This window comes from Streptomyces lydicus (genome assembly GCF_004125265.1).
Classification (GTDB): domain Bacteria; phylum Actinomycetota; class Actinomycetes; order Streptomycetales; family Streptomycetaceae; genus Streptomyces; species Streptomyces lydicus_C.
Genome location: NZ_RDTE01000003.1, coordinates 7,428,338 through 7,442,661 on the forward strand (window position 1 = coordinate 7,428,338; position 14,324 = coordinate 7,442,661).

13 protein-coding genes are annotated in these 14,324 nt (G+C 71.1%); 12 read left to right on the top strand and 1 reads right to left on the bottom strand.

What is annotated here, in order from left to right:
* Positions 1-52: 52 nt before the first annotated feature.
* Complete coding sequence (locus tag D9V36_RS35245; protein WP_129297335.1) at positions 53-2,251, bottom strand: elongation factor G-like protein EF-G2; 2,199 nt, start codon at positions 2,249-2,251, stop codon at positions 53-55.
* Positions 2,252-2,527: 276 nt separating this feature from the next.
* On the opposite strand from D9V36_RS35245, the gene pgsA reads away from it, so the two are divergent.
* From pgsA to secD, 12 genes are all read left to right on the top strand, one after another.
* Positions 2,528-3,184, top strand: a complete 657-nt coding sequence (gene pgsA, locus D9V36_RS35250; protein WP_129297336.1) for a phosphatidylinositol phosphate synthase — start codon at positions 2,528-2,530, stop codon at positions 3,182-3,184.
* Positions 3,181-4,155 (top strand): phosphatidylinositol mannoside acyltransferase, encoded by a 975-nt coding sequence (locus D9V36_RS35255; RefSeq protein WP_129297337.1) that lies wholly within the window; start codon positions 3,181-3,183, stop codon positions 4,153-4,155. The genes pgsA and D9V36_RS35255 overlap by 4 nt, the downstream gene beginning before the upstream one ends.
* A complete protein-coding gene (locus D9V36_RS35260; protein ID WP_129297338.1) occupies positions 4,152-5,312 on the top strand; it encodes a glycosyltransferase family 4 protein in 1,161 nt (386 codons plus the stop codon). The genes D9V36_RS35255 and D9V36_RS35260 overlap by 4 nt, the downstream gene beginning before the upstream one ends.
* 735 nt (positions 5,313-6,047) lie before the next feature.
* Complete coding sequence (locus tag D9V36_RS35265) at positions 6,048-6,593, top strand: hypothetical protein (RefSeq protein WP_129297339.1); 546 nt, start codon at positions 6,048-6,050, stop codon at positions 6,591-6,593.
* A gap of 151 nt (positions 6,594-6,744) precedes the next feature.
* Positions 6,745-7,656, top strand: coding sequence for a pyridoxal 5'-phosphate synthase lyase subunit PdxS (gene pdxS / locus D9V36_RS35270; protein WP_088796762.1), 912 nt, complete (start codon positions 6,745-6,747; stop codon positions 7,654-7,656).
* Between the two features lie 8 nt (positions 7,657-7,664).
* Positions 7,665-8,267, top strand: a complete 603-nt coding sequence (gene pdxT / locus D9V36_RS35275; protein ID WP_129297340.1) for a pyridoxal 5'-phosphate synthase glutaminase subunit PdxT — start codon at positions 7,665-7,667, stop codon at positions 8,265-8,267.
* Positions 8,268-8,380: 113 nt separating this feature from the next.
* Entirely contained in the window at positions 8,381-9,133 is a 753-nt protein-coding gene (locus tag D9V36_RS35280; RefSeq protein ID WP_030076370.1) for a YebC/PmpR family DNA-binding transcriptional regulator, read from the top strand.
* 170 nt (positions 9,134-9,303) lie between these two features.
* Positions 9,304-9,882, top strand: coding sequence for a crossover junction endodeoxyribonuclease RuvC (ruvC, locus tag D9V36_RS35285; RefSeq protein ID WP_129297341.1), 579 nt, complete (start codon positions 9,304-9,306; stop codon positions 9,880-9,882).
* Entirely contained in the window at positions 9,879-10,499 is a 621-nt protein-coding gene (ruvA, locus tag D9V36_RS35290) for a Holliday junction branch migration protein RuvA (RefSeq protein WP_129297342.1), read from the top strand. Before ruvC ends, ruvA begins: the two co-directional genes overlap by 4 nt.
* Before the next feature lie 85 nt (positions 10,500-10,584).
* A complete protein-coding gene (gene ruvB / locus D9V36_RS35295; protein ID WP_129297343.1) occupies positions 10,585-11,676 on the top strand; it encodes a Holliday junction branch migration DNA helicase RuvB in 1,092 nt (363 codons plus the stop codon).
* 162 nt (positions 11,677-11,838) lie between these two features.
* On the top strand, positions 11,839-12,387 hold the full coding sequence (gene yajC, locus D9V36_RS35300; protein ID WP_129297344.1) for a preprotein translocase subunit YajC: 549 nt from the start codon (positions 11,839-11,841) through the stop codon (positions 12,385-12,387).
* Positions 12,388-12,538: 151 nt separating this feature from the next.
* Positions 12,539-14,323 (top strand): protein translocase subunit SecD, encoded by a 1,785-nt coding sequence (gene secD / locus D9V36_RS35305; protein WP_129297345.1) that lies wholly within the window; start codon positions 12,539-12,541, stop codon positions 14,321-14,323.
* Position 14,324 lies beyond the last annotated feature (1 nt).

Here is a 14,324-nt window from a genome sequence, read left to right on the forward strand (position 1 = left end):
CCAGGGGAGTTGAGCCGGACAGCGACCGCCCCGACGGCTGATCCACCGTTAACTATGCGCCGTTCTCGGCTTGTTCCCGCCACTTGTCGGCGAGCTGCGGCGGCATCGGCTCATGCCGCAGGTGAGCGCGGGAGAACCGCCCGGTGCCGTGCGAGAGGGAGCGCAGATCGACGGCGTACCGGTCGATCTCGATCTCGGGCACCTCGGCACGCACCACCGTGCGCCCCGCCCCCGACTGCTCGGTGCCCACGACCCGGCCCCGGCGCCCCGACAGATCGCTCATCACCTGGCCGACGAAATCGTCCGGAACCATCACGCTCACCTCGGACACCGGTTCGAGGAGATCGATCCGGACGTCACCGGCCGCCTCGCGCAGCGCCAGCGCGCCCGCCGTCTGGAACGCGGCGTCCGAGGAGTCGACCGAGTGCGCCTTGCCGTCGAGCAGCGTGACGCGGATGTCGACGAGCGGATGCCCGGCGGCGACCCCGCGCTCGGCCTGGGCGCGTACCCCCTTCTCCACGGAGGGGATGAACTGCCGGGGCACCGCGCCGCCCACGACCTTGTCCACGAACTCGATGCCGGAGCCGCCCGGCAGCGGTTCGATCTCGATCTCGCAGATCGCGAACTGGCCGTGTCCGCCGGACTGCTTCACATGGCGTCCACGGCCCGCGGCGGGGGCGCCGAAGGTCTCCCGCAGCGGCACCTTGTGCGCGACCGTGTCCACCTGGACGCCGTAGCGGGCCCGCAGCCGCTCCAGCGCGACATCGACATGGGCCTCGCCCAGGCACCACAGGACCACCTGATGGGTGTCCTGATTGTGCTCCAGGCGCATCGTCGGGTCCTCCGCGACCAGGCGGGCCAGGCCCTGCGACAGCTTGTCCTCGTCGGCCTTGCTGTGCGCCTGGATGGCGACCGGCAGCAGCGGGTCGGGCATCGTCCAGGGCTCCATCAGCAGCGGGTCGTCCTTGCCGGACAGGGTGTCGCCGGTCTCGGCGCGGGTCAGCTTCGCCACACACGCAAGATCGCCGGCGATGGCCTTGGACAGCGGGCGCTGCTGCTTGCCGAACGGGGTGGACAGCGCCCCGACCCGCTCGTCGACGTCATGGTCCTCGTGCCCCCGGTCCTCCAGCCCGTGGCCCGAGACATGCACCATCTCGTCCGGGCGCAGGGTGCCGGAGAAGACACGGACGAGGGAGACCCGGCCGACGTACGGGTCGGAGGAGGTCTTGACCACCTCCGCCGCGAGCGGGCCGTCGGGGTCACAGCTCAGTGCCGGGCGCGCGGCGCCGTCCGGGCTGGTCACGGCCGGTGCCTCGCGCTCCGCGGGGGTCGGGAAGCCGCCGCTGATCAGCTCCAGCAGCTCCACGGTGCCCAGCCCCTGCCTGGCGCCCTCGGCGGCCGGGGCCGCGGCCAGCACGGGATGGAAGGTGCCGCGGGCAACGGCTGTCTCCAGGTCCCCGATCAGGGTCTTGACGTCGATCTCCTCGCCGCCGAGGTAGCGGTCCATCAAGGACTCGTCCTCGCTCTCGGCGATGACGGCCTCGATGAGGCGGTTGCGGGCCGCCTCGATCCGCGGCAACTCGTCCTCGGTGGGCGCGCGCTCGGTGCGCTCGCCGGAGGAGTAGTCGAAGACCCGCTGGGTGAGCAGGCCGATCAGGCCGTGTACGGGGGAGTGGCCGTCGGCGCCCGGTGTCCCGTACAGCGGGAGGTACAGGGGCACGACCGCGTCCGGGTCCTCGCCGCCGAACGAGGCCCGGCAGAGCTCGGTCATCTCGTCGAAGTCGGAGCGGGACGCCTCGAGGTGCGTGACGACCAGCGCCCGCGGCATGCCCACGGCCGCGCACTCGTCCCACACCATCCGGGTCGCACCGGCCACACCGTCCGCCGCCGAGACAACGAAAAGGGCCGCGTCCGCCGCGCGCAGACCGGCCCTGAGTTCCCCGACGAAATCGGCGTATCCGGGGGTGTCCAAGATATTGATCTTGACTCCGCCCCAGTCCACCGGGACCAGGGAGAGCTGTACGGAGCGTTGCTGGCGGTGCTCGATCTCGTCGTAGTCGGACAGGCACCCGCCGTCCTCGACCCGGCCCGCCCGGTTGACCGCGCCGGATGCCAGCGCGAGGGCTTCGACCAGGGTGGTCTTTCCCGATCCGGAGTGGCCGACCAACACCACATTCCGCAGGGCCGTGGGCTGGTCGGCCGTTGATGCCCTGCCGGCGGCTCCCGGGTGTGTACTCGATTTCTCGCTCATGTGTCTCGCCTCCAGGTCGACACTTTGCGGTGATTCGAGCTTTCCACCGAGGCCATGTCACGTCCATAGCGGGCACGCGGCGCCGGTGCTCCCAAGGGTCCTGTAACGGCGCCCGGCGGGGCCCGCGGGCGCGTCCACGGGCGCGCGGCGGCGTCCCCGAGCCGTGGGATGCGCTCCGCGCCGCGATGCGTTCGTGGTGGCCCAAGACCTCCTGGCTACGATGGGCCAGCCGGTGGCCCCTTGACCGCGCGGCCCATATCGACCTCCGGGAAGGCCATGCTGAACAAGTACGCGCGTGCGTTCTTCACGCGTGTTCTCACGCCGTTCGCCGCCCTGCTCATCCGTATCGGCGTCAGCCCGGACGCGGTCACTCTCGTCGGCACCGGGGGCGTGGTGGCCGGCGCCCTGGTCTTCTACCCCCTGGGAGAGTTCTTCTGGGGCACGGTCGTCATCACCCTGTTCGTCTTCTCCGACCTGGTCGACGGCAACATGGCACGACAGCTGGGGCGCTCCAGCCGGTGGGGGGCCTTCCTCGACTCCACCCTCGACCGGGTCGCCGATTCGGCGATCTTCGGCGGGCTCGCCCTCTGGTACGCGGGGCGCGGCGACAGCCTGATCCTCTGCGCGATGGCGATCTTCTGCCTGGCCAGCGGCCAGGTGGTCTCGTACACCAAGGCGCGCGGGGAGGCCATCGGGCTGCCGGTGAACGTCAACGGACTGGTGGAGCGCGCCGAGCGCCTGGTCATCACGCTGGTCGCCTGCGGGCTGTCGGGTCTGCACGCCTTCGGGGTGCCGGGTGTCGAGGTGCTGCTGCCGATCGCCCTGTGGATCGTCGGCATCGGCAGCGCCGTCACCCTCGGCCAGCGCGTGGTGACGGTACGACGGGAGTCGGCCGAGGCCGACGCCATGGCACAAGGGGGAACGGGCGTATGAGTCCACACCGCATTCGCCGGCCGCGGCTGGACACCGAAAAACTGGCGGACGCGCTCTACGCACTGGGCTGGAGCACCGTCAAGAAGCTGCCCGAGGGCGCGGCCACCGGACTCGGCCGCCGGATCGCCGACACCGTCTGGAAGCGCCGCGGCAAGGGCGTCCTGCGGCTGGAGGCGAACCTCGCCCGGGTCGTCCCGGACGCCACCCCGCAGCGGCTCGCCGAGCTCTCCCGGGCCGGGATGCGCTCGTACATGCGCTACTGGATGGAGTCCTTCCGGCTGCCGGCCTGGAGCAAGGACCGGATAAGGGGCGGCTTCACGCCCGAGGACGTGCACCACCTGGTGGACGGGCTCGCGAGCGACCGCGGGGTCATCCTCGCCCTGCCGCACATGGGCAACTACGACCTCGCCGGTGCCTGGCTCACCACCAAGCTCGGTGTCCCCTTCACCACCGTCGCCCAGCGCCTCAAGCCGGAATCCCTCTACGACCGTTTCGTCGCGTACCGTGAAGGCCTGGGTATGGAGGTGCTGCCGCACACCGGCGGCTCCGCCTTCGGCACCCTCGCCCGGCGGCTGCGGGCCGGCGGCCTGGTCTGTCTGGTCGCCGACCGTGATCTGTCCGCCTCGGGGATAGAGGTCAAGTTCTTCGGAGAGGCGGCGAAGATGCCCGCCGGTCCCGCGGTACTCGCCCTCCAGACCGGCGCCATGCTGCTGCCCGTCACGCTCTGGTACGACGACACGGCCGTCATGCGCGGCCGGGTCCACCCCGAGATCGAGGCCCCCCGGACCGGCACCCGCGCCGAGAAGGCCGCCCAGATGACCCAGGCGCTCGCCGACGCCTTCGCCTCCGGTATCACCGACCACCCCGAGGACTGGCACATGCTGCAGCGGCTCTGGCTCGCCGACCTGGAGCCGCGCGAGCAGTCCGGCGCCCCGGGCGGCACCGCGGCGCCCGGAACGGAGACCGCGTGAAGATCGGCATCGTCTGCCCGTACGCCTGGGACGTTCCCGGCGGCGTGCAGTTCCACATCCGCGACCTGGCCGACCACCTGATCCGCCTCGGCCACGAGGTCTCCGTGCTCGCCCCCGCCGACGACGAGACCCCCCTGCCGCCGTACGTCGTCTCCGCCGGCCGTGCCGTCCCCGTCCCGTACAACGGCTCGGTCGCCCGGCTCAACTTCGGCTTCCTCTCCGCGGCCCGGGTGCGCCGCTGGCTGCAGCACGGCGCCTTCGACGTCATCCACATCCACGAACCGGCCTCGCCCTCGCTCGGCCTGCTCGCCTGCTGGGCGGCACAGGGCCCGATCGTGGCGACCTTCCACACCTCCAACCCGCGCTCGCGGGCGATGATCGCCGCATATCCGATCCTGCAGCCCGCGCTGGAGAAGATCAGCGCACGCATCGCGGTGAGCGAATACGCCCGCCGCACTCTCGTGGAACACCTCGGCGGCGATGCGGTGGTCATCCCCAACGGCGTGGACGTCGGCTTCTTCGGCTCGGCCGAGGCCAAGGCCGAATGGCAGGGCCGCACGATCGGCTTCATCGGCCGGATCGACGAACCGCGCAAGGGCCTGCCGGTCCTGATGAAGGCCCTGCCCGCGATCCTGGCCGAGGTACCGGACGCCCGGCTGCTGGTCGCCGGACGCGGCGACGAGGAGGAAGCGGTCGCCGCGCTGCCCGCCGAGATGCGCTCCCGGGTCGAATTCCTCGGCATGGTCAGCGACGAGGACAAGGCCCGGCTGCTGCGCAGCGTCGATCTCTATGTCGCGCCCAACACGGGCGGCGAGTCCTTCGGCATCATCCTCGTCGAGGCGATGTCGGCCGGGGCGCCCGTACTGGCCAGCGACCTCGACGCCTTCGCCCAGGTCCTGGACCAGGGCGAGGCGGGCGAACTCTTCACCAACGAGGACGCCGATGCGCTTGCCGCTGCGGCGGTACGACTGCTTGGTGACCCGGCGCGCCTTGCGGAGCTGCGTGAGCGTGGCGCTCGTCATGTGCGGCGGTTCGACTGGGGCACCGTTGGTGCCGACATTCTCGCCGTCTACGAGACGGTTACCACCGGGGCGATGTCCGTGGCCACGGACGAGAGGGTGGGCCTGAGGTCGCGGCGGTGGCTGGCCAAGGATTGACCGCCCCCACGTTTTTGGCTTTCCCACCGTGGTGGGTTCTCGCCGTTTGTCGCCCGCTGCGCGGTGCGCTCGCCGTTGCGCCTGCGGCGGGCGGGTCCGTTGCGCTTTGCCTGTGCCCTGTTTTTGGCTTTCCCGCCGTTGTGCCTGGCGGCGGGCGGGGTCCGCTGCGCGGGGCTGTTGGGTGCGGTGACGGGCCTCCGGGGCCGGTGTGTGGGACTGCTTCGCTTTACGTCCCACACACCGGCCCCTCCGGCCCGTCCCCTCCCGTGGGTGAGTAAGTGAACGTAAGTGGGGGCGGGCCACGGTCATAGTCGTGCGGGCCTCTGGCCGTTCCCGGCCGCCCGTGGGCGGTTTTTGCATCGCTCACGAGGCGCACCGGACCACTCAGGTTTCACCCCCCACCGGCCTTTTCCCCACCCCCCCGGGAGGGGACGGGCCGGAGCGGGTGGGTGTCCGGGCTTTGCTTCCGAAGGCCCAAACAAAGGAGCAAAGGCGGAGCGCAGCGGAGCGTAAAGCGAAGCAGTCCGGACACCCACCCGCGGAGGTCCGTCACCGGCACCCGACAGCCCCGCGCAGCGGACATCGCCCCGCGCAGCGGCACCGCCCGCCGCCAGGCGCAGGCGCAGGCGCAACGGCGAGCGCACCCGCGCAGCGGGGCGATAAACGGCGAGCAACCCCCCCACGGCGGGAAAGCCAAAAACGTGGGGCAAAGACGAACGCGTATCGTGACCACGCGTGACCACGTTCATCTGGATCGCCGCCGCGATCGTCCTCATCGGTATCTATCTGAGCTGGACGGCGGGCCGCCTCGACCGCCTGCACGCGCGTATCGACGCGGCCAGGGCGGCGCTCGACGCCCAGCTGTTGCGGCGGGCGTCCGTCGCGCAGGAGGTGGGGACCTCGGGGATCCTCGATCCCGCTGCCTCGATCGTGCTCTACCAGGCCGCGCACGAGGCCCGGCAGGCGGCAGAGGACCACCGTGAGGTCGCGGAGAGTGAGCTGAGCCAGGCGCTGCGGGCCATTTTCGCCGAGGAGGCCCAGCTGGAGGCCGTACGGGAGGCCCCGGGGGGTGAGCGCACGGTCACCGAACTCACCGCCGCCGTGCGCCGGGTCCCGATGGCCCGCCGGTTCCACAACGATGCCGTACGGGCCGCGCGCGCCGTCCGCCGCCACCGGGTGGTGCGCTATCTGCGGCTGGCCGGCCATGCGCCGTTCCCGCTGGCCTTCGAGATGGACGACGAGCCGCCGGTCGTGCTGGACGACCGCTCTTCCGGGAACTGAGCGGCGAGCGGGATCCCGGCGGGGAGTGCCGGAATCTGCGACTCCCAGTAGTGAAGAGCCACTGACCTCTAATTGGCCCTTTTCCCGGGCCGCTCACCAACGGTTGTGTGGGCGGAGCAGTACAGCCACCCGGATTGAGTGAGGTCGAACCGTGTCCAGCACGCCCACCACGCCCCAGAACCCCGAGACCGGAACCGCGCGCGTCAAGCGCGGGATGGCCGAGCAGCTCAAGGGCGGCGTGATCATGGACGTCGTCACGCCGGAAGAGGCGAAGATCGCCGAGGACGCGGGCGCCGTCGCCGTCATGGCCCTGGAGAGGGTCCCCGCCGACATCCGCAAGGACGGCGGCGTGGCCCGGATGTCGGACCCCGACATGATCGACGGCATCATCAACGCCGTCTCCATCCCGGTCATGGCCAAGTCCCGGATCGGCCACTTCGTCGAGGCCCAGGTCCTGCAGTCGCTCGGTGTCGACTACATCGACGAGTCCGAGGTCCTGACCCCGGCCGACGAGGTCAACCACTCCGACAAGTGGGCCTTCACCACCCCCTTCGTCTGTGGTGCCACCAACCTGGGCGAGGCGCTGCGCCGGATCGCCGAGGGCGCCGCCATGATCCGCTCCAAGGGCGAGGCCGGTACCGGCAACGTCGTCGAGGCGGTCCGCCACCTGCGCCAGATCAAGGGCGAGATCGCCAAGCTGCGCGGCTGTGACCACAACGAGCTGTTCGCCGCCGCCAAGGAGCTGCGCGCCCCGTACGAGCTGGTCAAGGAGGTCGCCGAGCTGGGCAAGCTGCCGGTCGTGCTGTTCTCCGCCGGCGGTGTCGCCACCCCGGCCGACGCCGCGCTGATGCGCCAGCTCGGCGCCGAGGGCGTCTTCGTCGGCTCCGGCATCTTCAAGTCCGGCGACCCCGCCAAGCGCGCCGCCGCGATCGTGAAGGCCACCACCTTCTACGACGACCCCGCCGTCATCGCGGACGCCTCCCGCAACCTGGGCGAGGCCATGGTCGGCATCAACTGCGACACCCTCCCCGAGGCCGAGCGCTACGCCAACCGCGGCTGGTAGGACGGCAGATGAGTACCCCCACCATCGGTGTGCTGGCCCTCCAGGGCGATGTCCGCGAGCACCTCAAGGCGCTCGCGGACACCGGTGCCCAGGGCCGGCCGGTGCGCCGCGCCGAGGAACTCGACGCGATCGACGGCCTGGTCATCCCGGGCGGCGAGTCCACGACCATGTCCAAACTGGCCGTCGTCTTCGGCGTGCTGGAGCCGCTGCGCGCCTTCGTCCGCGCGGGCAAGCCGGTCTACGGCACCTGCGCCGGAATGATCATGGTCGCGGACAAGCTGCTGGACGCCCGTGAGGACCAGGAGACGTTCGGCGGCATCGACATGATCGTGCGCCGTAACGCCTTCGGGCGGCAGAACGAGTCCTTCGAGGCGGCCATCGACGTCGAGGGGATCCCCGGCGGGCCGGTCGAGGGCGTCTTCATCCGGGCGCCCTGGGTCGAGTCGGTCGGCGCCGCGGCCGAGGTGCTGGCGACGTACGACGGGCACACCGTTGCCGTGCGGCAGGGTAACGTCCTCGCCACGTCCTTCCACCCGGAGCTCACCGGCGACCACCGGGTCCACGCCCTGTTCGTGGACATGGTGCGGCGCGCCCGGGGAGGCACCCGCTAGCGGGCCGTCCGGAGTGGTGGCCGGGTGACGGGCGGGAGTGACACCGTGTGATCCGTCCCCGGTAGGATCTGAGGCGTTCATTCAGATGTTGGTTACGCGAAGGAGACAGGCGGATGTCCGGCCACTCTAAATGGGCTACGACGAAGCACAAGAAGGCCGTGATCGATGCCAAGCGCGGCAAGCTCTTCGCGAAGCTGATCAAGAACATCGAGGTCGCGGCCCGTACCGGCGGTGCCGACCCGGACGGCAACCCGACCCTCTTCGACGCCATCCAGAAGGCCAAGAAGAGCTCGGTGCCCAACAAGAACATCGACTCCGCGGTCAAGCGTGGTGCGGGTCTCGAAGCCGGCGGCGCCGACTACGAGACCATCATGTACGAGGGCTACGGCCCCAACGGTGTCGCGGTGCTCATCGAGTGCCTGACCGACAACCGCAACCGTGCCGCCTCGGACGTCCGTGTCGCCATGACCCGCAACGGCGGTTCGATGGCCGACCCGGGTTCGGTGTCGTACCTGTTCAACCGCAAGGGCGTGGTGATCGTCCCCAAGGGTGAACTGACCGAGGACGACGTCCTGGGCGCGGTGCTGGACGCCGGCGCCGAGGAGGTCAACGACCTCGGCGAGTCCTTCGAGGTGCTCAGCGAGGCCACCGACCTGGTCGCGGTCCGCAGTGCCCTCCAGGAGTCCGGCATCGACTACGACTCGGCCGACGCCAACTTCGTCCCGACCATGCAGGTCGAGCTGGAGGAAGAGGGCGCGCGCAAGATCTTCAAGCTGATCGACGCGCTGGAGGACAGCGACGACGTGCAGAACGTCTTCGCCAACTTCGATGTCTCGGACGATGTGATGGCCAAGGTCGACGCCTGACAGGCGTGGCACGCTCGGTCGACTGACGGGCCGACGGGGACACACCCCGTCGGCCCGTCCGTTTGTCAGTGGCAGCCATTACTGTGCTGATCAGGGGGCATTCGCTCTCTTCGGGGGCGTCCGCCTCCGGTCGGGAACAGCCGGGTGACGAGTGCGAGGGGCGGGGAGCGATGAAGGTGCTGGGGGTGGACCCGGGGCTGACACGCTGCGGGGTCGGCGTGGTCGACGGGGTCGCGGGGCGCCCGCTGACCATGGTCGGCGTCGGCGTCGTCCGCACCCCCGCGGATGCCGAGATCGCGCAGCGTCTCGTCGAGATCGAGCGCGGTATAGACGCCTGGCTGGACGAGTACCGCCCGGAGTACGTCGCCGTGGAGCGGGTCTTCAGCCAGCACAACGTCCGTACGGTCATGGGCACCGCCCAGGCCAGCGCGGTCGCCATGCTGTGCGCGGCGCGGCGTGGGCTGCCGGTCGCGCTGCACACCCCCAGCGAGGTCAAGGCCGCCGTCACCGGATCGGGCCGCGCCGACAAGGCCCAGGTCGGAGCGATGGTCACGCGTCTGCTGCGGCTGGACGCGCCACCCAAGCCCGCCGACGCCGCCGACGCCCTGGCCCTCGCCATCTGCCACATCTGGCGCGCCCCCGCGGTCAACCGCCTCCAGCAGGCGCATGCCGCGGCCCGCCGCGCCGCCTCCGCCACCGTCCCGTCCGCCGGCACCCGCCGGACGGCTCCCCAGAAGGGCACCCGATGATCGCCTTCGTCTCCGGCCCGGTCGCGGCACTCGCACCGGACTCCGCCGTCGTCGAGGTCGGCGGCATCGGCATGGCCGTCCAGTGCACGCCGGACACCCTGTCCGCCCTGCGTGTCGGGCAGCCGGCCAAGCTCGCCACCTCCCTCGTCGTCCGTGAGGATTCGCTCACCCTCTACGGCTTCGCCGACGACGACGAGCGGCAGACCTTCGAGCTGCTGCAGACCGCCAGCGGTGTCGGCCCCCGGCTCGCCCAGGCGATGCTGGCCGTGCACTCCCCTGACACCCTGCGCCTCGCCGTCTCCACCGGCGACGAGAAGACCCTCACCGCCGTCCCCGGCATCGGCAAGAAAGGCGCCCAGAAGCTGCTCCTGGAGCTCAAGGACCGGCTCGGCGAGCCGGTGGGCAGCGGCCGCGCGGGCGTCGGCAGCGCGGTCACGGCCGGCTGGCGCGACCAGTTGCACGCCGCCCTGATCGGCCTCGGCTACGCCACCCGCGAGGCGGACGAGGCGGTCGCCGCGGTCGCCCCGCAGGCCGAGGCGGCCGTCGCCGAGGGCGGCAGCCCCCAGGTGCCGCAGCTGCTCAAGGCGGCCCTGCAGACTCTGAACCGGGCGCGATGACCGCCGCCGGCCGGGCCGCGCGCCCCCGACCGTACGACCACACAGGCGGCCCGGCCGCCCCGACCACCCCACGAGGCAATCCGCAGTGAACTGGGACGACACCGCACCGCACACCGCCGAGGACGCCGGCCCGGAGGCGTCCGACCGGCTGGTCGGAGCCGACGCGGACGGCGAGGACACCGCCGTCGAGGCCGCGCTGCGGCCCAAGGACCTCGGCGAGTTCGTCGGCCAGGAGCGGGTGCGCGAACAGCTCGACCTGGTGCTGCGCGCCGCCCGGGCCCGTGGTGCCACCGCCGATCACGTCCTGCTGTCCGGGGCGCCGGGCCTCGGCAAGACGACCCTCTCGATGATCATCGCCGCCGAGATGGGCGCCCCGATCCGGATCACCTCCGGCCCCGCCATCCAGCACGCCGGCGACCTCGCCGCGATCCTCTCCTCCCTCCAGGAGGGCGAGGTGCTCTTTCTCGACGAGATCCACCGGATGTCCCGGCCCGCCGAGGAAATGCTCTACATGGCGATGGAGGACTTCCGCGTCGACGTGATCGTCGGCAAGGGGCCGGGAGCCACCGCCATCCCGCTTGAACTCCCCCCGTTCACCCTGGTCGGGGCCACGACCAGGGCCGGTCTGCTGCCACCTCCGCTCCGCGACCGCTTCGGCTTCACCGCCCATATGGAGTTCTACGCCCCCGCCGAGCTGGAGCGGGTCATCCACCGCTCGGCCGGGCTGCTGGACCTCGACATAGAACCCGAGGGCGCCGCCGAGATCGCCGGCCGCTCCCGCGGCACGCCCCGTATCGCCAACCGCCTGCTGCGCCGCGTCCGCGACTATGCCCAGGTGAAGGCCGACGGCCTGATCACCCGCGAGATCGCCTCCCAGGCCCTCGGGGTCTACGAGGTCGACGCCCGCGGCCTGGACCGCCTCGACCGCGCGGTGCTCACGGCCCTGCTCAAGCTGTTCGGCGGCGGCCCGGTGGGCCTGTCCACCCTCGCGGTCGCGGTGGGGGAGGAGCGGGAGACCGTCGAGGAGGTCGCCGAGCCGTTCCTCGTACGGGAAGGACTGCTGGCCAGGACCCCTCGGGGCCGGATCGCGACGCCGGCCGCCTGGACCCACCTGGGCCTCGTTCCGCCGCAGCAGCAACCCGGCGGGAGCGGACAGCAGGGCTTGTTCGGGGCGTGACGGCGCGGGGACTCGCCCGGCCAGGAACTGCGGTGGGATGCTGGGCGTTGTTCCACTGGTGGGGACTCGCCTAGACTCCGCCGATGCCGTTCGTATGGGCGGCATTCCCACCCCCGTATATGAGATCGCGCAGCAGCGGTCGTGCGAAGGAATTTCCGTCCCGTGAATCCCGTGACTCTCCTCCCCTTCATTGTCCTCATCGGGGCCATGTTCCTGATGACCCGGTCCGCCAAGAAGAAGCAGCAGGCGGCCGCGCAGATGCGCAACGAAATGCAGGCCGGCACCGGCGTCCGGACGATCGGCGGCATGTACGCCACCGTCAAGGAAATCCACGAGGACACCGTCCTCCTGGAGGTCGCCCCCGGTGTGCACGCGATCTACGCCAAGAACGCCATCGGCGCGGTGCTCGCGGACGAGGAGTACAACCGCATCCTGGATGGTGCCGACCCGATCCACGGTGACGAGCCGGTCGTCCCGGACGACGCCTCCTCGCTGACCGGCACCGCCGCCGCCGAGGCCACCGAAAAGGGTGACAAGGGCGACAAGATCGACCTGGGCAAGGCCGAGACCCCGGCCGAGGAGGCCGCCGCGGACAAGCCTGCCGCCGAGGCGGGGGAGACCAAGGCCGCCGACGACGCCAAGGACACCGTCAAGGCCGACGCGGACACCGCCAAGGACGACAAGAAGTCCGGCGACGACGAAGCGAAGTAGTCCGCCCCACGGAACCGCGGAGCACGCGTCGTGTGTCGTGCGCCGCGGTTCCGGGACGGTCTAGGCTCCGGCGGGGGCACGTCCCCACAAGACTTCGTGGCTCCTCGGCCGGCAACCCGGGCCGAGGGGTTGGACAGGGAGATACGAGAAGGTGGCAGCACCGAACAAGGGCCGCAGGACGCCCGCGAGCCAGGGGCATCCGGGCCGCACCCTGATCCTGGTCCTGATCGCCATGGCAGGGCTGATCGGAGGCATGTTCTACTCCGGCACGCTGACGCCGCGGCTGGGCATCGACCTGGCGGGCGGTACCAGCTTCACGCTGGCGGCCCAGAACCAGCCGGGCAAGCCCAACGCGATCAACGAGACCAATATGAACACCGCCGCCGGCATCATGGAGCGACGGGTCAACGGTCTCGGCGTGACCGAGTCCGAGGTCCAGACGCAGGGCAGCAACCACATCATCGTGAACATCCCCAAGGGGACGGACGCGAAGCAGGCGCGCCAGCAGGTCGGCACCACCGCCCAGCTCGGCTTCCGGCCGGTGCTGACCACCACCGCGGGCGCCAAGACCCCCGAGCAGCCCAAGCCGGGCCCCTCCCAGAGCGGTGCGAACGGCAAGGGCAAGGGCGACAAGGCCGCCGGTGACCCGGCCGGGAAGCAGTCGGGCAGCGGCCAGAAGGCCTCCTCCCCGCAGTCGCCGGACGCGAAGCCGACGACGCAGGGCCGCGCGGTGACCTCGTCGCTGAAGAAGGCGCCGTCCGCCAAGCCCACCCCCTCCGGCAAGCCCTCCGCGCCCCCGGCGCAGCCGACGCCTCCGGGCGGAGCGGCCATCCCGCCGGCCCTCCAGAAGCAGCTCGACGCGCTGGACTGCACCACCAAGGAGGGCCGCGCCGCCGCGGGCGAGAAGGCCGCGGCCACCAAGCCGTCCGACCCGATCGTGGCGTGCAAGCGGGACGGCGCCCAGAAGTACGTGCTCGGCCCCGTCGCCGTCGAGGGCACGGACGTCAGCAGTGCCAAGGCCGTCTTCGACAGCCAGCAGGGCCAGGGCTGGATCGTCCAGATGGACTTCACCTCCGAGGGCGGCAAGAAGTTCGGGGACGTCACCGGCAAGCTCGCCACCAAGGCGCCGCCGCAGAACCAGTTCGGGATCGTCCTCGACGGTGCGGTCGTGTCCTCTCCCTCGGTCGACAAGGCCATCATGGGCGGTGGAGCCACCATCTCCGGCGGCTTCACCCAGCAGTCCGCCGAGGACCTGGGCAACATGCTCTCCTACGGTGCGCTGCCGCTCTCCTTCAAGATCGATGACGAGACCACGGTCACCGCGGCGCTCGGCGGCGAGCAGCTGCACGCCGGTCTGATCGCCGGCGCCATCGGCCTCGCACTGGTCGTCATCTACCTCGTCGCCTACTACCGGGGGCTGGCGCTGGTCGCGCTGGCGAGCCTGGGCGTCTCGGCGGTCCTGACGTACGCGATCATGACCTTGCTCGGCCCGGCCATCGGATTCGCGCTGAACCTCCCGGCGGTCTGTGGCGCCATCGTCGCCATCGGTATCACCGCCGACTCGTTCATCGTGTACTTCGAACGCATCAGGGACGAGATCCGTGAGGGACGCACCCTGCGTCCGGCCGTCGAGCGCGGCTGGCCCCGGGCCCGCCGCACGATCCTGGTCTCCGACTTCGTGTCGTTCCTGGCCGCCGCGGTGCTGTTCATCGTCACCGTCGGCAAGGTCCAGGGCTTTGCCTTCACGCTCGGCCTGACCACCGTCCTCGACGTCGTCGTGGTCTTCCTCTTCACCAAGCCCCTGATGACGCTGCTGGCCCGGCGGAAGTTCTTCGCCGACGGCCACTCCTGGTCCGGCCTCGACCCCAAGCGCCTGGGCGCCAAGCCGCCGCTGCGCCGTCGTCGCGGCGCCGCCCCCACCACGAAGGAGGCGTGAG